The 18,564-nt window shown below is 42.5% G+C and carries 14 protein-coding genes and 1 pseudogene; 2 read left to right on the forward strand and 13 right to left on the reverse strand.

The window, feature by feature from the left end; genetic code table 11:
• Window positions 1-30: 30 nt before the first annotated feature.
• The 7 genes from btuD to pheS all read right to left on the reverse strand — a co-directional run bounded on the left by btuD (window position 31) and on the right by pheS (window position 8,224).
• Window positions 31-819 (reverse strand): vitamin B12 ABC transporter ATP-binding protein BtuD, encoded by a 789-nt coding sequence (btuD, locus tag L4D78_RS21380; RefSeq protein ID WP_428468793.1) that lies wholly within the window; start codon window positions 817-819, stop codon window positions 31-33.
• Between the two features lie 13 nt (window positions 820-832).
• Window positions 833-1,825, reverse strand: coding sequence for a vitamin B12 ABC transporter permease BtuC (btuC, locus tag L4D78_RS21385; RefSeq protein WP_428468794.1), 993 nt, complete (start codon window positions 1,823-1,825; stop codon window positions 833-835).
• A 113-nt stretch (window positions 1,826-1,938) separates the two neighbouring features.
• Window positions 1,939-2,574 (reverse strand): sugar O-acetyltransferase, encoded by a 636-nt coding sequence (locus L4D78_RS21390; protein ID WP_428468795.1) that lies wholly within the window; start codon window positions 2,572-2,574, stop codon window positions 1,939-1,941.
• 136 nt (window positions 2,575-2,710) lie between these two features.
• A complete protein-coding gene (locus tag L4D78_RS21395; protein WP_428468796.1) occupies window positions 2,711-3,754 on the reverse strand; it encodes a succinylglutamate desuccinylase in 1,044 nt (347 codons plus the stop codon).
• 307 nt (window positions 3,755-4,061) lie between these two features.
• Window positions 4,062-4,358, reverse strand: a complete 297-nt coding sequence (gene ihfA, locus L4D78_RS21400) for an integration host factor subunit alpha (protein WP_428460867.1) — start codon at window positions 4,356-4,358, stop codon at window positions 4,062-4,064.
• 476 nt (window positions 4,359-4,834) lie between these two features.
• Complete coding sequence (gene pheT / locus L4D78_RS21405; RefSeq protein WP_428468797.1) at window positions 4,835-7,222, reverse strand: phenylalanine--tRNA ligase subunit beta; 2,388 nt, start codon at window positions 7,220-7,222, stop codon at window positions 4,835-4,837.
• Between the two features lie 18 nt (window positions 7,223-7,240).
• Complete coding sequence (gene pheS, locus L4D78_RS21410; RefSeq protein ID WP_428468798.1) at window positions 7,241-8,224, reverse strand: phenylalanine--tRNA ligase subunit alpha; 984 nt, start codon at window positions 8,222-8,224, stop codon at window positions 7,241-7,243.
• A gap of 368 nt (window positions 8,225-8,592) precedes the next feature.
• On the opposite strand from pheS, the gene L4D78_RS21415 reads away from it, so the two are divergent.
• Together L4D78_RS21415 and L4D78_RS21420 are read left to right on the forward strand one after the other, a co-directional pair.
• Entirely contained in the window at window positions 8,593-9,417 is an 825-nt protein-coding gene (locus tag L4D78_RS21415; protein ID WP_428468799.1) for a helix-turn-helix domain-containing protein, read from the forward strand.
• A 47-nt stretch (window positions 9,418-9,464) separates the two neighbouring features.
• Window positions 9,465-10,943 (forward strand): acyltransferase family protein, encoded by a 1,479-nt coding sequence (locus tag L4D78_RS21420; RefSeq protein WP_428468800.1) that lies wholly within the window; start codon window positions 9,465-9,467, stop codon window positions 10,941-10,943.
• A gap of 73 nt (window positions 10,944-11,016) precedes the next feature.
• On the opposite strand, the gene L4D78_RS21425 is transcribed toward L4D78_RS21420, so the two are convergent.
• The 6 genes and pseudogenes from L4D78_RS21425 to L4D78_RS21450 form a co-directional block, all read right to left on the reverse strand.
• Window positions 11,017-12,495: a trypsin-like serine protease gene (locus L4D78_RS21425; RefSeq protein ID WP_428468806.1), complete on the reverse strand. Its 1,479-nt coding sequence runs from the start codon at window positions 12,493-12,495 to the stop codon at window positions 11,017-11,019.
• A gap of 306 nt (window positions 12,496-12,801) precedes the next feature.
• Window positions 12,802-13,470 (reverse strand): pyroglutamyl-peptidase I, encoded by a 669-nt coding sequence (pcp, locus tag L4D78_RS21430; protein ID WP_428468801.1) that lies wholly within the window; start codon window positions 13,468-13,470, stop codon window positions 12,802-12,804.
• A 215-nt stretch (window positions 13,471-13,685) separates the two neighbouring features.
• Window positions 13,686-13,829: pseudogene (locus L4D78_RS21435) on the reverse strand (50S ribosomal protein L20); the annotation flags it as partial.
• A gap of 19 nt (window positions 13,830-13,848) precedes the next feature.
• Window positions 13,849-15,057: a sugar MFS transporter gene (locus L4D78_RS21440; protein ID WP_428468802.1), complete on the reverse strand. Its 1,209-nt coding sequence runs from the start codon at window positions 15,055-15,057 to the stop codon at window positions 13,849-13,851.
• 56 nt (window positions 15,058-15,113) lie between these two features.
• Window positions 15,114-16,481, reverse strand: a complete 1,368-nt coding sequence (gene melB / locus L4D78_RS21445; RefSeq protein ID WP_428468803.1) for a melibiose:sodium transporter MelB — start codon at window positions 16,479-16,481, stop codon at window positions 15,114-15,116.
• 19 nt (window positions 16,482-16,500) lie between these two features.
• Window positions 16,501-18,309 carry a glycoside hydrolase family 36 protein gene (locus L4D78_RS21450; RefSeq protein WP_428468804.1) on the reverse strand — a complete coding sequence of 603 codons (1,809 nt, stop codon included), beginning with the start codon at window positions 18,307-18,309 and terminating at the stop codon, window positions 16,501-16,503.
• Window positions 18,310-18,564 lie beyond the last annotated feature (255 nt).

Raw genomic sequence — 18,564 nt, forward strand, 5'->3', positions numbered from 1 at the left:
GATAAAATACTTAGTGAAGGCAGTAGAAGATTAATCCGTAAATAATAAACAGGCTTGACCATCATGGTTAATTCTTTGTATTTGGGTCGCAAATACTTTCTCTAATGTCTCAACTGTCATTACAACTTCAGGTTTTCCTTTTACCACACATGAACCATTATTTAATAATAGGACTTTATCAGCTTCTTTTAAGCTTCGATTTAGATCATGGTTTGCCATGACAACCGCAATACCTTTGTTCGCAATCTGCCGAATTAGCTTATACATGGTTGCTTCTTGTCCGATATCGAGTGCTGCAGCCGGTTCATCCAGTAACAATAATTTAGCGTGGGGGTTTAAACTTGGCCAAACCTGCAGACACGCTGCCGCTAACCGAACTCTCTGCCATTCACCACCCGATAGCTGCTGAATGCTTCGGTTTAGCTTATCTGATATCTTCAACGCGCCGCATATCTCATCCAGTGCTTGCTGTATTTTATCGGTATCTAGCTCGCCAAGTGCTGATAATGATAACGACAAAAAATGATATACACCGACTGAAAATGCAGGCTTATCCTGCTGGGCAAGATAACAACGAAATTGCGCCAGCATTTGTAAGTCGTATTCTTTTAGCGGAATACCTGCGAGTATGACTTCGCCTTCCGGTTCAACTAACCCAGACAGCATGGAAATAGCGGTACTTTTACCGCTACCGTTTGGGCCAATTAGGTGAACAATTTCCCCTTCTTTAACCTCAAACGAAACAGGTAGTAAACGTGGCGGCATTGACAAATTTTTTGCCGAAATGACAACAGGCTTACTTTCTTCACTTTGGGTCATTATTCAGCCTCATTTAATCAATATGCGAGCGGAGTAGCATCCAAATAAATACTGGTGCCCCAATGCTGGTGATAACAACCCCAACAGGTAACTCAGCCGACGGCAGTAAAATTCGAGAAAGTGTATCGGCCAGTGCTAACAGCAATGCACCAGTCATTGCAGACAGTGGTAGTAAGTAGCGGTTTTCTGTACCTAGACTTAAGCGCAGTAAGTGAGGGATAACCAACCCTATAAAACCAATAACGCCACCGAGAGCAACAGATGCCCCAACTAATACTGATACGATTAAAATTAAACGCCAACGAAACGAAGACACGTTAAGCCCTAATTGTTTCGCCTGGTTCTCGCCTAGCATCAACAAATCAAGCTTCTTGCCTTGCAAACAAAGCCATATCAATACTGGCGTGACAATGAGTAATAGAATCAACTGTGCCCAACTGACCCCTGCAACGCTGCCCATCAGCCAGTACATCAACATGCGTAAGCTTAGGTCATCACTAAAATAGAATGCCCACGTTACTACGGCACCAGAAAGAATACCCAAAGCTACGCCTATCAGTAATAAACGAGCAGTAGATACTTTCCGACGGCGCGAGAGCCCAACCAACACCAAAGTAAAACACAATGCACCAATCATGGCTGCAGCCATGGTTAGCATAGGGCTTGGTACAAAAGGCAGAGCAAACATTAATATGACCAAAGCCAAGCTGGCACCACCAGAAATGCCCAATACGCCTGGTTCCGCGAGGGGGTTACCCAGCAATACTTGTAATACGGCTCCAGAAGCAGCGAGCGACGCACCAATAGCTAATGCTGCGAGTAAGCGAGGTAACCTTAATTGGACTAATAGCTGTTGTTCTAATAAACCTTCAGGCATCCATGGCAAGATGAATATTTCACCGACGGATAGAGATAAGAAACAAGCGATGAGTAAAGCGACGCTGGCAAAGGTGAAGCCAATACGCCACCTCGCTTTTCGATGTGACAGAAGTTCATTTAACAGCATGGAAAAAGCACAATAGTAATAGACGCCTTACCATACCGTCTGACTGCTCAAATGAAAAGTCAGCAGGACAAAGAATGCGGCTGATTATCAACAACTTCTTTTGTTTAATGATGTTAGAGATCTATTTTCAAGTCTTTATAATAGTATTCTTTATCTCGCTCATTGATTTCACGCAACACACGGCATGGGTTACCAACCGCGACAACATTGGCTGGAATATTTTTTGTTACCACACTTCCCGCCCCTATTACTGTATTTTCACCGATAGTGACGCCAGGTAGTATGACACTTCCCGCCCCAATCCAAACATTATTGCCAATATGAACAGGAATATTAAATTGTGCAACTTGCCGACGAAGATCTGGGTCTATTGGGTGACCAGCGGTGGCAATGGTTACATTTGGTGCAATCATGACATGATCACCAATATAAATATCGGTATCGTCCACTAAGGTTAAGTTGAAATTGGCATAAACATGATTACCTAAATGGGTATGTTTGCCCCAATTCGCCCGTAAAGGCGGTTCGATATAACAACCTTCACCAACTTCAGCCAACAAGTCATTTAAAATCGCGGCACGCTTTTTACCTTCTGACGGACGGGTATGATTAAAGTCATAGAGTATTTCTAAGCACTGCTCTTGTTCTGCCATCAAGTCTTCATCATCACACATATAGATTTTTTGACTTCGCATTCGCTCTTTTGTCGACAGTATTTGCTTTGACGCTTCATCATTTTTAGTTGGCATTTTCAGGCTCTCATTTATTACGGCTGTTCGCTACTATGCATGACTAATGCGTCTATTGAGAAGTAGTTCACTCATATAAAGTGTGGGCTTTGTGATATTGATGGATATTTTATTCTGATTTACCTGACATCCGAGCCTAATTAGGAATGATTGTCACTTGGTCAACGACGTTGACCTTGCTTTCTTGGACAAGTAAACACGCGCGTTGGCCTATAGCTACATTTACATTTGGAAAAACAACTGACTCTCCCCCTTCTAGTGCAAAGTATTCGGTTTTATCATCACTGGCTAACTGCTTGCCATGCTCAAAAAAAGAAAAGTTCGCTTGGTTATCAGGGAAGTTAAATCTAAATGCCTCTGAATGCTTTATTAGCGTTCGGGTGACTTTATAAATACTTACAGCGCCATCAGTCCATTTATCGATAACAGATGGTTGGGTGATCAATTTCACCGTCGCTTGATAGAAGCTTTCTAATTTTTCTAAGTCATTTTCACCAAAATCAGCTACACGGCCTAGCTCTAACGTTAAAGCCTGAGCGCTATAAAATTCTGCACTGAACCAACTAAATGTTGATGACGGTGTATTAGAAAGTAATGCAGCCTCTATATTTGCTACCTGCAAATAGGTAAAGAGATCAATATTTCTCGTCGGATTAACGGTGTAAGGACTAACCGCAAACGTGTAATGTGCTGAACCTCGAATTGCACAATGCAGGTCTAAATGCCACCGGCGGTTCGTTGGTGAAGATAAATAGAAATGATCCACTGCATCCTGTAGGTGATTGGCAGTAATACAATCAATGTTTCGTTCTTCATTTCGAGTTTGAAATAAGCGATTCATGTTTTCATCAATGAAACGGGTTTTATTAATTATTGCTTCAGGGTGAGCGATAATCAGCAGTAACCGGTGGCGAGGAGTTACGTCACTTTGTAAGATACATCGAGCAAGGCGTTGTATTAGCTCTATAGGACTTGTTTCATTACCATGTACACCCGAAGATAATACAATACTTTTTTCATGCTCTAGAGGCTGTGCTGGCGTTATTTGTAACACACCTCTGGCTAGCAATTCACATTGAGCACCTGATGCCGTAATCCACTGCCCTGACTCAAATACCATTTCTGAATTTAATGTAGCTTCTAGAAAGTTTCCTGCCTTCACTTGCTGCAACATGCTCATTTAACGTCTCCCTGTTAATCTAGCACCACCAAAGCAAAATATTGGGTGATTCCACCATCAACACTATATCGTAGAGTCAAATATTTGTAACTTAATTGTTATATGAAGTGTTAAATAAGGTAATTAAAACGTGGCAGATAGCAGATAGCAGATAGCAGATAGCAGATAGCAGATAGCAGATAGCAGATAGCAGATAGCAGATAGCAGATAGCAGATAGCAGATAGCAGAGTAGAATACAAAAAATAAACCCAAGCAAGTTCTACACATCTTGCTTGGGTTCTATATTATTTGCTGAAGCAGAAGCGATTACTGTTCGATTTCGATATCTTCTACGCGTGCTTTCAGTTTTTGACCCGGGCGGAAAGTAACAACACGGCGAGCAGAGATTGGAATATCTTCACCCGTTTTAGGATTTCTTCCTGGACGCTCGTTTTTGTCGCGTAAGTCAAAGTTACCAAAACCTGATAACTTAACTTGCTCGCCACATTCAAGCGCTTTCCTAATTTCTTCAAAGAAGACTTCCACCGTATCCTTGGCGTCCCGTTTGCTTAATCCAACATTCTCAAACAGGTTCTCAGCCAAATCGGCTTTTGTGAGCGCCATAGATAATTCCCTCAAGACTATGTTGAACGGATTGCAGCCACACGGAATGTATGACTACAGCGAATTAGTGAAGTAAGATTAGAAGCACGTATTTGACGTAATAAAACGACTAAATACGCACTCAATCTCAACTAGAGTCAAGTTTAAGCCAACTTGCTGATTTCCGCCAACTTTTTTACGTTAACTTGTTGTCAAATTATTGATTATTGGTAACCGAAAACAGTCAATTCCATGCACCTAGTTGTGCTTAGAAGGCATAAAAAGTAATGATTTAATCTATTAAATAGCATAAATATGGCATATAACTCTAATATTTAAATGATAATCAGAAATTATCTCTATATATCAGAAAGTTATAATTATTAGATTCAGGTCAAAAAAAAGCAGCCATTTCTGGCTGCTTTTATAAAACAATAACTTAAAAACTTACTGTTTTACGGTATTCTCGACATTTATTCGTTCGAGAAGTACTTCAATTAGTCACGTAGACTTGCACCAAAACCTTCAGCGAGTGCTGCTACAATTGCTTCTACTGCATTAGCAATATCAGCTTCTTCTAGCGTACGTTCAACAGATTGTAGTGATAGTGCAATAGCAAGGCTCTTCTGGCCTTCCTCAACACCTTTACCACGGTAAACATCAAACAGGTTAACACCCGTTAGCAATTCACCACCGTTTGCACGGCAAGCTGCTACAACATCACCAGCAGCAACATCTTCGTTTACTACGATGGCGATATCACGACGGTTTGCAGGGAACTTAGAAACAGCAACGGCTTCAGGTAGTACGCGAGTATTAATTGCATTCCACTCAAGTTCAAACACAACTGTACGGCCGTTAAGACCAAACTTGCGTTCTAGTTCTGGGTGAACAGTACCGATAACACCAATCTCTTTGCCATCAACAACAATTGCAGCTGTTTGGCCAGGGTGAAGTGCTGGGTGTTTTGCCGGCTTGAAGCCGAATGCAACATCATTTGCAGTCAGTTCAAGCACCGCTTCTAGATCGCCTTTAAGGTCAAAGAAATCAACAGTGTTGCTTTCGATGTCCCAATGCTCATCGCTACGGTTACCAGCGATAACACCTGCTAGCATTGGCTCTTGACGCATGCCGTTTTCTGCTGATTCACAAGGAATGAAACGTAAACCGTATTCGAATAGACGAACACGAGGCTGCTGACGCTTCTGGTTGTGAACAACAGTGTTTAATAGGCCTTGGATTAAACCAAGACGCATCGCTGACATATCAGCTGAAATTGGGAACGGCAGAATTAGCGGCTCAACTTCAGGAACGATCAATTTTTGCTGCTCTGGCTCAACGAAGCTGTAAGTGATTGCTTCGTGGTAACAACGATCAACAAGAAGATCACGTACACGCTTAAGCGGTAAGTTCGCTTCTTTATGATCGTTCATGCTTAGTGCAGCAACAGGTGATTGATTTGGAATGTTGTCGTAACCGTAGATACGGCCAACTTCTTCAATCAAATCTTGCTCGATTGCGATATCAAAACGCCATGTTGGTGCTGTCGCAGTCCAACCTTCAGCAACTGTTTCAACAGTAAGACCTAAACGCTCTAGGATCTCAACAACATCAGCATCAGCGATGTGGTGGCCTAGTAGGTTATCCAGCTTAGTGCGACGTAGCGCTACGGTGTTTGGCTTAGGTAGATCTGCTTCAGATTCAACGCCAACAACAGGAGCAACATCACCACCACAGATTTCAACTAGAAGCTGTGTTGCACGCTCCATTGCGCTGTGTTGTAGTGCGAAATCCACACCACGCTCAAAACGCATAGAAGAATCAGTGTGAAGACCGTAGCTACGTGAGCGACCACGAATATGATCAGGTGCGAAGAATGCACACTCAAGTAGTACGTCTTTAGTTTCACCTGTTACACCAGACTCTTCACCACCGAAGATACCAGCGATTGCTAGTGCTTTAGTGTGGTCTGCTACAACTAGTGTGTCAGCATTTAGCTCTGCTTCAGTACCGTCGAGAAGAGTCAGTTTCTCGCCCTGCTCTGCCATACGAACCACGATGCCACCTTCAATCTTTGCAAGATCAAATGCGTGCATTGGTTGACCTTGCTCTAGAAGAACAAAGTTAGTGATATCAACAACAGGATCGATAGAGCGAATACCACAACGACGCAGTTTTTCTTGCATCCATAATGGTGTTTCCGCTTTCACGTTCACGTTCTTAACTACACGGCCAAGGTAACGAGGACAAGCTTCAGAAGCTTTAACTTCGATTGCTACAGCGTCGTCGATTGACGGAGCAACAGCTTCAACAGCAGGCTCTGTTACGTCTGCACGGTTTAGAACGCCAACTTCACGAGCAAGGCCGCGAATACTGAAACAGTCAGCACGGTTTGCTGTTAGGTCAACATCAACCGTTACGTCATTTAGACCTAGGAATTCACGGAAATCAGTACCAAGTACTGCGCTTTCAGCTAATTCTAAGATGCCATCAGACTCAACATCGATACCTAGCTCAGAGAAAGAACAAAGCATACCGTGTGATGGTTGACCACGTAGTTTTGCTTTCTTAATCTTAAAATCACCTGGCAGTACGGCACCAACAGTTGCAACAGCAACTTTAATACCAAGACGGCAGTTTGACGCACCACACACGATATCTAGTAGCTCTTCAGCGCCGACGTCGACCTTGGTTACGCGCAATTTGTCAGCATCTGGGTGTTGTTCACAAGAAACAACCTGACCCACTTTAACGCCAGTAAATGAACCGGCTACAGGTAGAACGTCGTCTACTTCTAGGCCTGCCATTGTAATTTGGTGTGTTAATTCATCTGTTGTAACTGAAGGACTTACCCACTCACGAAGCCATGATTCGCTGAATTTCATTGTGTTTCTACCCTTGAATTACTTGAACTGTTTTAGGAAACGTAAGTCGTTCTCGAAGAACGAACGTAAGTCGTTAACACCGTAACGAAGCATCGCTAAACGCTCGATACCTATACCAAACGCAAATCCTGAGTATTTTTCAGGATCAATGCCTACGGCGCGAAGTACGTTAGGGTGGACCATACCGCAGCCTAAAATTTCTAACCATTTTCCGTCTTTACGCTTAACATCTACTTCCATTGAAGGTTCAGTAAACGGGAAGTACGATGGGCGGAAACGCACTTCTAACTCTTCTTCAAAGAAGTTCGTTAGGAAATCGTAAAGCACGCCTTTTAACTGCGCAAAATTTACGTTTTCATCAACCAGCATACCTTCCACTTGGTGGAACATTGGCGTATGCGTTTGATCGTAATCGTTACGGTATACACGACCTGGAGCGATGAAACGGAAAGGCGGTTTGCCGTTTTCCATCGTACGGATCTGTACGCCAGAAGTATGAGTACGAAGCATCAAGTCAGGGTTAAAGAAGAAAGTATCGTGATCCGTACGAGCTGGGTGATCTTCAGCAATGTTCAATGCATCGAAATTGTGGAAAGCATCTTCGATTTCTGGGCCAGCTTCAGTTGTAAAACCAAGTTCGCCAAAGAACTGCTCGATACGCTCAAGGGTACGAGTTACTGGGTGTAGACCACCGTTCTCGATACGACGACCAGGCATAGTCACATCAATCGTTTCAGCGGCAAGTTTTGCTTCTAGTTCTGCACGCTGTAGGGCATCTTTACGAGCCACTAGCAATGCTTGAACGGCTTGCTTTGCTTTATTGATTTCTTGACCAGCAGTGCGGCGCTCTTCTGGTGGTAATTTACCTAGCTGTTGTAGTTGAAGGGTTAAGTGACCCTTTTTACCTAGGTACTGAACTCGGACTTCGTCCAGAGCGACTAATGAATCAGCCTGCTCAATAGCTGCCGTTGCGTTGGCAATAATCTCGTCTAGATGTTGCATCGTTTCCTCATCCACCCACAGGTGGCGTCCATTAGGGAGATATAAATTCACGTAACGATACATACTAAAGAAACATGCGTCTAAATCCAAATCCAATCGCACGAAAAGAACTGAATTGAACGAAAATAATCCCCTTTCCTCAGTTTGTTTACAAATGACGTCATTATCTAGCCACTAGATGCATAATACGAGAATAGTAAACAGATTCGGGTTAACATCATTGCAATCAGAATATTAAAGGGGAGAAATTCACGAGTGAAAACAAGGTTTCTAATGAAATTACATGAAAGTAACTAAGCGATACAGACCTGACTCTTAAATAGCGATTAAATACTCATAAATGACAAAAAATTTTAGTCACTGAACCTATGAAGCCTACATCCTCTTCGTCTCTACCCTTCTACCAACCTTTGCAGCTAGGGGAAGGTAAACATCAATGGGCTTTGTTAAACCCTGTCCTGAGGCCGTATATTTCAAGCTGTTGGGAGGTCTCCATTCCAGCGGGAGTTTTTGACTATACAGCGATACCTGATACTTGCCAGCACCTTGTCAGCATCACAATTCCTAACCGCAGTTTTGGCCATCTTTGTTTGCCCGCCATGTTTCCATTAAAACGGCAAATAATCGGCCCAGCAAAACTCTTTGGTATCACTTTTATGCCAGGAATGCGTAAGCGCTTTATTCCTGTAGAAATTAAACAACATGAACAAATCCAATCATGGTCTGATTTATCTTCCCGCCCATTAAATCATCTTGAAATAGCACTAAACAATGAACCAGAATTCCAACAAAAAGTGAATCTGGTCGAGCTTTGGGTTACCCAACAACTGCAATGCCAAACGATCACTGATAGCCATAACCAAAGACCGTTTTTATCGGCACTCCAATCAATAAAAAATGCGCTTGGGAATAATGATCTTAACGAGCATTGGGCGAGAGAACGAGGAGTTAGCAGCCGGCATTTACGTCGTCTATTTCTAAAGAACTTGGACATGACCCCAAAACAATACGCGGACATCGTCCGATTTCAATCCAGCATTCAGATCATCGAACATCAAGGTATCGATGCACTCTATCAATCCCACTGTTATTACGATCAATCGCACTTAATTAGACAATTCAAAAAATTTACAGGCTTGACGCCTCGAGATTTTAAAAACTTGTCCGTTTTATCCAAGAGAGATACAAGCTAACACTTTATTTTGCTCACTTAACGTTTATCGATATATAGGGAGCTTCGATGAAAAGGATTTATACGTTTGATAGCCTCAAATTATTGTCTATTTTAGCTATATTTTTTATTCACTATGGTGTGTTCTATTATTTTGCTGGCATTGAGCATAATCAATATTACCTGAGCTTTAATATTGCTGCGCGTTTTGCCGTTCCGATATTTTTTGTTATCGCAGGCTTTCTCTTTTACCATAAAGTCCAAGATGGTGGCTGGCCATATACAAAAAAATACCTTGGCCAACTGCTGTTGATGTACATCAGCTGGACAATGGTTTATCTATTAGCCTTTGGTATAGGTCGTGATGACTGGCGTTCAGGAAGCCTTAGTAGCATTTTCTATCTTGGGACTTGGGGCGCTGAAATTCTATGGTTTTTAATGGCTCTTTCCATTTCAGTTGGCGTTTTATTCCTTGCCGTCCGTAGCAAACAGACAACAGCGTTACTTGCTATTGCATCAGTATTACATCTGTTAGGATTAACGGGACAAGGCTACCAAAACATTATTCCTTTCGAACTCTTCGATGAAACTCACAACATACTCAACCAATCTCGCGATCCCCTCTTTTTTGCCCTGTTCTATGTCTCTCTGGGCTACCACCTCGCTAAACCACAATGGCAAGATAAGCTAAGAAAAATAAAGTGGCAGTATTTACTGGTGGCAAGTGTGCTCTTCATGATGACATCGCTATGGGAAGGCTTAACGCTAATCCAATCGCATGGCGGAAAAATTGCTGATTATTACCTTTCAACCATTCCGCTCACTCTATCGCTTGTGTGTTTGGCAATCCGCTCACCCAATGCACATAAACCATCAATAATTAGTAAAGTAGGCACTCATAGCGGTGAAATTTATCTAAATCACGGCATCATCCAAATAATGCAAGGTACGGCTTTTTGGATGATAGGCTATTATCGAGTTCCTGAAATGATGAGCCAACAAGCAAATAGTGTTGCACTACAAAGCTTCTTAGCACCAGCCATGTTTATTATTAATCTGGTTTTATATTTTACTATCAGGAAAATATACAGGTTGCTTATTAACCACAATATAATTAGCAAATATCGTGAATCAGCAATGATACTGAATGCTTATTGGTTGTTTTTTTTCACTATGCAAACCGCCGACAATACATTGCGATTCGATGCCAACTCTCTGATCGTCGTTAGTACCGCTGTCATATGTGCGGTGATAGGCTATTGTTTAGCCTTGCATGCTTTTAAGCAGATAGATAACACAGTCCATGAGCTAATTCGCCAGCATATTACCGTCGTCTGTAGTACCACCGTATGCTGGTTTATTTTAGGCTATTCAAACGTTCTTATCAGTTTAGGGGGATCTTTTAACCCAACAAGTTCAGCCTTTGAAAATATACTGAATTCAAAGCTATTAATTTTCAGCCTGCTCTTTTTAGTCATGATCGGGATAACACTTACAGTTCAACGCATAGTATATGCATCAAAACCACGGCTAGTTAAAATCGCTTAACACTCAAAATAGCCCGCCTTACGCGGGCTATTGCTCTAGTTTAATTTTTGCTTGCCTCTTGATTAGCTATCGTTTAAAGCTGCTTCCAAGTATCCTGCCAAACACTCCCCACACCGGGCTCATAGTAAATGGGGCTTTCCGAACACCAGAGTCCATTTGGCCATGGGAGACATTCGTATGTTGCCCCGTTATGGCTTACGATATCACCTGATTGGTAACTCGCCCCTGCAACATACGGTGTACCACTCGTTGGCGGGGTTGGCTCTGGTGTTGGAGGTACGGGTAATGACCCGCCACAATTCGCACTGTCAGTAAGCTGCCATACACCCCATTCTCCTGAGCTACTAGGGTTTGAACCTTGGTTCCACCACTGCGCCTGCCACAACTTTCCTTCCCATAAGACGACATCCCCACTATTGTAAACTTGGCCCGTGTCCCATACCTTGTCGCAAGTGTCTGGGGTGCTTGTATCACTAACATTTACCACAGCAATGGCACGGTAAGTAGTCGTGGTTTGATCGATAGTAAAATCTAGCGTAACTGATGCTTGACCAGCCGAAGCCGCCGAAAATTCAATCGCAACATAGCACGATGACTCAGCATTCAATTGAGTTTGTCTACAGCTATCTGATACCTCAACAACAGATGTCGCAACACCACCTGCAGTTAAACTGAAATTGTTAACGGTAAACGGACTCATACCTATGTTTGTGATTTCAAACTGATGCGACTTAATTTGGCCCAAATCGAAGTCGCTCAACTGTTGTGATGCTGTATAACCAACAGCAACATTATTGCTCGGTGTGGTAATGATACTGTCAACCCAAGAACGCAACTCAGCTATATCACTGTATACCCCATACTTACCAGGTCGAGCACAGCCAATCCCCCAACTCACAATGCCAAGCTGCGTGATAACGCCACCTTGGTTTATAACGATTGGCCCTCCGCTATCGCCCTGACAAGAGTCTTTTCCCCCAGCGGCAGTGCCGGCACAAAAGCTAACTGCACCAACATTGGCGTAGCTTCCACCAGCTTGTTGGCAGACAGCATCAGACACTAAAGGGATATCGACAGCCATTAGCTGCACAGGTGAGCTCCCTCCCTCTTGCAACCTCCCAAGCCCAGCAACAGATAAAATGTCTCCGGGAGCGGCATACTGAGTTAGCGCTCCTTGTGCAATCTCCACTCGTTTTGCCGTTGGCAAATCTCTGTCGATTTTAAGGATCGCAATATCATTTGAGAGCGTACTCGCATTGAAGCTAGGGTGGATGTATATATTGGAAACATTCGCTCGCTGCCCATCGCTACCGTTATATTGAAACCCGCCGACTTTAACTGCTAGCTGATCTGGTGAGTCGTTATCAACACAATGGGCAGCGGTTAACACATAACCATCGCCCAAATAGCTGGCACCGCAAAATGAGCGATTTCCATTCCGGCTTACTAACTGCGTATAAAAACCCCATTGTGAGGTGTTCGCAATTTCTCCACCAACGATTGTCGGTGTTATAAGTTCAAAGGACTCGGTAGCGAAAGCACCACCATTCATAATTCCAAGATATGCTGCCACCAACAATGTTCTATTCAGTGCTGCCACAATATTCCCTCTTCCATTAGATCTGTAAAATACGCAAGATTTAATGCGTACCCTCTCCCTTCACACAAACGTTAAAAATCACGTTATGTTCGGGTTAATGTAAGAGAAGTCTTTAATTTCTGAAGCACATAACTTATCGTACACCTATATTTATAAAATATGATCAATCGAGAATATAATTTATAAATTAACTATTGGTGTTCAGAAAAACGTGAAAGAAGTCACGGTAGAAGTGGCATTATGTGTCTTGTCCGAAAATTAACTTATTGTTCCAGCGGTCACCTTTAGGTCATGGCGCTGGCTTGCAGCACAAATTATCGCCTCAAAGATCCCTTCCACCATGTCTGTTATTGGCATGCTAGGTTGGGTTGGCTCTTGTTGTTGCTCAGGCAATAGTGGGATATGGACAAAGTCGCACCTGATTTTTTTCTCATGAAAATTAGCGAGGTAATGACTAATACCATAAAAAAGATGATTACAAACAAACGTGCCTGCGGAATAAGATATTTCAGCGGGGATACCAGCAGACGAAACATGCAATGCCATTGCTTTAATTGGTAACGTCGTAAAATATGCCGCAGGAGCCTCCATCACTACGGGCTCATCAATCGGTTGGTTGCCTTGGTTATCAGGTATTCGATAATCATCATGATTAATGGCTACTTTTTCGAAACTGATTTTATCTCTGCCTGCCGCCTGTCCAAGCATCAAAACAATATCTGGCTTTAATAAATCAATTTCATGCTGGCAGTGTTCAATACAGTCACGGTAAACAACTGGAAGTACTTTCGTGTGAAGGGAAACACCAGCTTGTACAAACTTGGCGTTATATATTGGGGATTGTAATTGTGATAAGACCATCTGAGCTGGATTGATCTGCTCACCACCAAAAGGTTCGAAACCTGTTACAAGTACCTTTGTTACCATTCTATGTGCTTCTTAATTAGGCCGATGTAATTAACTACACTAAACTCAAACTCGATTGCTTTCCAATTAAAAGCACCAGTACGGCTATTGAGCTATGCCTAAAAATCGATAGTTCGTCAATCAAGTGTCTTGTATGAATAGCTTTTTATTAAGGCGGGGCTATTGGGGCTTATAAACGAAAAAAGGAGAGCTGAAGCTCTCCTTTCAAAATCAAACTAAACAGTAATTAATTGCTGTGCAGCTTTTGATTTTTCAACTAGCACTGCGAAAGTTGCTTTGTCGAATACAGCGATATCTGCAAGGATCTTACGGTCGATTTCGATAGACGCTTTCTTAAGACCGTTAATGAAACGGCTGTAAGGCTACGCGGTAAACACGTTAAATCGAAACATATTTTTTTTCTTCGCTGGTTTGCAGCTTAGACTCAGGTCGATAAAGAGCAATAGAATAGGTAAGTATGAACAGATAACAAACCGCTGGAATTAAAAATGAACTGGTCATATTGGTAGTATCTGAAATATAAGTTTGTACTAGTGGAATGGTTGCACCACCCACACCAGCCATCACCAACAAACCTGAAGCGCGTTCTTTCAAGTGGTTAACTTTGGCTAAAGCAAGAGAGAAAATGACCGGGTACATAATAGAGTTTAATAATCCCATAGCAACCAAAGCCATTGCGCTCGTCGTTCCAGGGTTAACAATTGCCATCACCGCAACAACTATTGCTAATATTGCATTAGTTGCCAATGTTTTTCGTGGGTTAATCTTACCAAACACCAAACTTCCAAGAATTCGACCGACCATGGCTCCTCCCCAATAGAGTGTAACCATCTTTGCTGCACCCATTTGGGTATATCCCGCATAACTTGTTAGGTAGCTTACGAGGAAACTTCCAACACTGGTTTCAGCACCTGTGTAGCAAAAAATCGCAACAATGCCAAACACTAAATGACGATGCTTGAATATACTCTCATTTTCGCTGCCATCAACAGGTTCGTGACGTACCTTCGGCTCTTCCATTTTGATCATAGCTATAGCCAAGGCAGTAAGTGCTATTACCGAAGCAACAGAAACATACATGATGGTAGAAAGCAAAACTGATGAAGACGAGAACAACGCATAGGCGCCAATATAAGGACTAGCCGTTGTGCCAAGTGAGTTTATTGTTGATGCAATGGTTAATCGCTGCGGGGCAGATTCTACTGGTCCAATAGCAACAACATACGGGTTAGTAATAACTTGTAGCATCGCAACACCACTGGCTATTACAAGAATGGCACCCAACAACGTCAAAAATGACTCAGAATATAACGCGGGAATGACACATAGCGCACCTATGCAAATAAAGCCAAGACCACCAATCAAAGAATGCTTATACCCAACCAGCCTGATCAACCTAACCGTTGGCAAACAAATGAGAAGAGGACTTGAATAGAACACAGTTTGAATCAGCATTGACTGAGTTGTTGAAAGATCAAATGTTTCTTTTGCATACGGAACCAAAACTGTATTTAGTGCAGTTAAAAAACCCCAGAAAAAAAACACGCAACTCAATAAGAATAATGCGGTGATTGATTTTCTTTTCATTACAATATCTCTGTAAAAAAGCCTCCGCAGAGGCTTCTTATTTAATGGTAAATTTATCAGCTATATTTAAGTTTCAAGTTTTCTTGAATGTTGTCTAGCTCAGTGTCGTTAAGTTTATACTTACGGTTATAAATAAAGTAAGAAATCAAACAAAGGAACGCTGGTGCAACATAGATAAACTGCAAACCAGTCAGTGTTTCTGCTGTTTGTTCTTGGTTTGGAATATAGTTAATAACAGTCAACGCAATTCCCACAAGGAAACCGGTCAAAGCACCTGAACATTTACTTACCAACGTGTTTACTGAATAAAGAATACTTTCTGAACGAACATCGTTTTTCGCATCACCGTAATCTACGGTATCTGCAACCATGATCAGCAGGATTAGCCAGAACATCGCTGAAGATAAGCCGTTAAAGACACCGGCCAAACTCGCAAGCATCAATTTGGCATCGGTGCCCACGTGTGACGCAAAGAATAGCGTTATCGCAGCAAGCATCGGCGTGATCAACGCAATGTTAAATAGTGTTTTTCGACCCAACTTCATAACAAGGGGCTTGAACACAATTAAAGAACCAACACCAACAATGCCGCCAAACAACATCGATTTTGCAAACAGCGTTGCATCACCTAGTACGTACGTAAAATAGTACAGGTTCAGACCATTCATAAAATTAAAGGCTACGTTGTAGCACAGTGATATTACAACAAGCGCAATGAATTGTTCGTTCTGGAAGATAGCTTTGCGGGCTGCTTTAATATCAAAACTATCCGCAGCCTTAGGGTCTTCTTCAAAATTCTGCTTAGTCCAAATGCACGTAACAACCGCACTTGCCACAGCCAAAACAGCCGCAATCACACCAAATAGCAGGTAACCTTTACCGTCATCTCCGCCACCAAGAGTTGTTACTAGGTATACACCTGCACCACCAGCCAAGTAGCTAGCCGCTGTTGCGAATAGGCGTGGATAAGGCATTAGGCCTTCACGCTCTTTTTTGTCTAGCGTGATGGTTGGCACCAATGACCAGAAAGGCGCGTCCAGCATCGTGTAGGTCATTCCCCACAGGATATACGTTACAGCGATAAAGACTAGCTGTGTCGTACCATCAAGCATGTGCGCTGAGAACATCGCTATGATTGCTATAGCGTTCAAGATGTTGCCGACCAAAATCCACGGCTTATAACGTCCCCACCTTGTCTTGGTTTTAGCAACAATATAACCAAGCATTGGGTCATTAACGGTATCCCAGACACGGGCGATTAAAAATACGGAACCAATAAATGCTGCTGAAACACCTACAACGTCGGTATAGTAAAAGAAAAGGAAGACGTTGATCACGTTCAGGCCAAAGTCTTTACCAAACCCGCCCAAGCCGAAGCTTATCTTGGTGGTTAAATCTACCTTCTTCGTTATTGCATTACTCATTGTTTACTTATCCCTACTGTTATTGATCAGCGGCTATAGCATCTAACGTAATGTATCCAGATTTTGGGGTTTTTATTTCGTCTAACTTTTCAATCGTGTAGTTAGGAATGTGGCTGACCTTTTCACCTAGACAGTCATAAACAGAGATTGCGACCGTGGTTGGCTCGCTACAACGTAAGATTAACGACTCTTCCATCGCACCGTTTACGATAGTAACTCGTTCTTCTCCATCGTTGAAAACGTCACAAATCATTGCGGCATGTACAGTGATCAACTTTTCGTTACCCAGTTTGGCTTCAATAACTGGATAGTGCATTTCTGGATAGCGTGATTTCAATTTACCATTTAATAAAACATGCTGGTTATCTTTCCAAAAAGAGAGCCAATGCTTGGTCATTGTTAAGTGCTCAGTCGGCAAAGTTTTCAAGTTCGGTGAAATCTGTGGTACGGAGAACAACGTGTTGATGAACTGTAAGCTGGCACTTTCGACGCTATCAGATTCCGACCAGATGAACATGTCAGAATGGATCGCAGTATTTCCAGAGAATAATCGAAGGTCAAGGATACCAGCACGGTTTGTGATCGAGTCATGCGGACAATCGTGTACGCGGAAAATATTGCCGTACTTACGGATCATCGAGCCAATATAGCGCTGCCTAAACTCAATTAGGATGTCATCTTTTATTTTTGTCAGCTCTTCACGGACACTCATCATCAAACGGTCCACGGCTTCAGGTAGAGATTCTGTGTCCCTAGCGGGATCAGGAAGCAGCGCGTCACCAGTGGCGTAGGTCATATCAAACTCATCGATAAAGTCTAGTTTCAGACCATCCAAGCCGTAATCAGACACCACTCGACAGTATGTTGAAACTAGGAAATCTCGAACCTGAGGGTACCTTGGGTCCAGAGTTCCTGTCGCGTTCTGCTCGCTATAGAAAAGTAGGTTATCTTTAAACTCGTCCCAAACTTTACAGCCCTGCCCCACGAATGGAACGCTGAGCCAAAGCATGTATTTCATCCCCATGGATTGGACTTTTGCTACGTGTTCAGCCATGTCAGGAAAACGCTTGTTTGATACTTCCCAATCACCACAGAACATGTATCCACGGTTGCTGTCATCGGTCTGCCAGCCGTCATCCAAAATAATTGTCTTACAGCCAAGGCTTGAAGCTATTTCACATTGGTCTTCAATTTCTTTTTGATCAAGATTTTGATGGAATGAATACCACGTTGAATATACTGGCTCTAACGCCGCAGATGGTACAGGCATCTGGCTATTATCAAGCAGCTCTTCGTGCCATTGAGTAATGCGAGAGATAGCTTCATGATAATCGACATCACTTCTATCCAACCGGAGAGAGGCTTTATATTCGGTCATAGGTTCTGTTTTGACGGTGAAAAGACTCATGATAACTTTCGCAGCCTTATCTTCCTCATATGCCCCAGCCTGAACTTTGACAATATTTTTTATATCAGAGAAAGCAAATGCAACCTTATTTTCGCCAGTAAGATTATAAAAACAGCCCACAGGTGACACATGGCTTATATGGCTAGAAAAATTTGTCCATATCTCAGGGATCCCTTTATTACGGATCGATTTAGGATGGCCATGCAGACAAGGCGTCCATAGGGAATGCATATCATCTAAGGGAAACGAGATATCTAGCTTACATTCAGGGAAGACGATTGGCGTTTCTGATTTTATCGTCAGATCGATGAAAATAGCCTCATCTTGACACCGATGAGAGACTTCATAAATAAGGCTTTCTGCCTGTTCGGTGACATCAAAAGAAACCTTGAAGTTATCTACACTAAAATGTTTGTTCATTGAAAACCTTCGTTATCGAATTTGGACTACTTATTGGCGAACAGCTGTTCGTGGGTGGACCTAACAGAACTTCAGCCATTCATCATTTGGAAATGATACCACGAACAGCTGTTCGTGATTTGTGATCAATAAGGCAAATTTGGAATTCAAAAGCGTACATCACACAAAAAGTAATCATGAGTAATAATAGAAAAAGCAGTGACATTGAAGGGGGAATTTCTTTTTACCCCCTTTATGTTAGAGCTATATTCGTAG

Origin of the sequence: Photobacterium minamisatsumaniensis, assembly GCF_050336695.1 — a bacterium.
GTDB lineage: Bacteria > Pseudomonadota > Gammaproteobacteria > Enterobacterales > Vibrionaceae > Photobacterium > Photobacterium minamisatsumaniensis.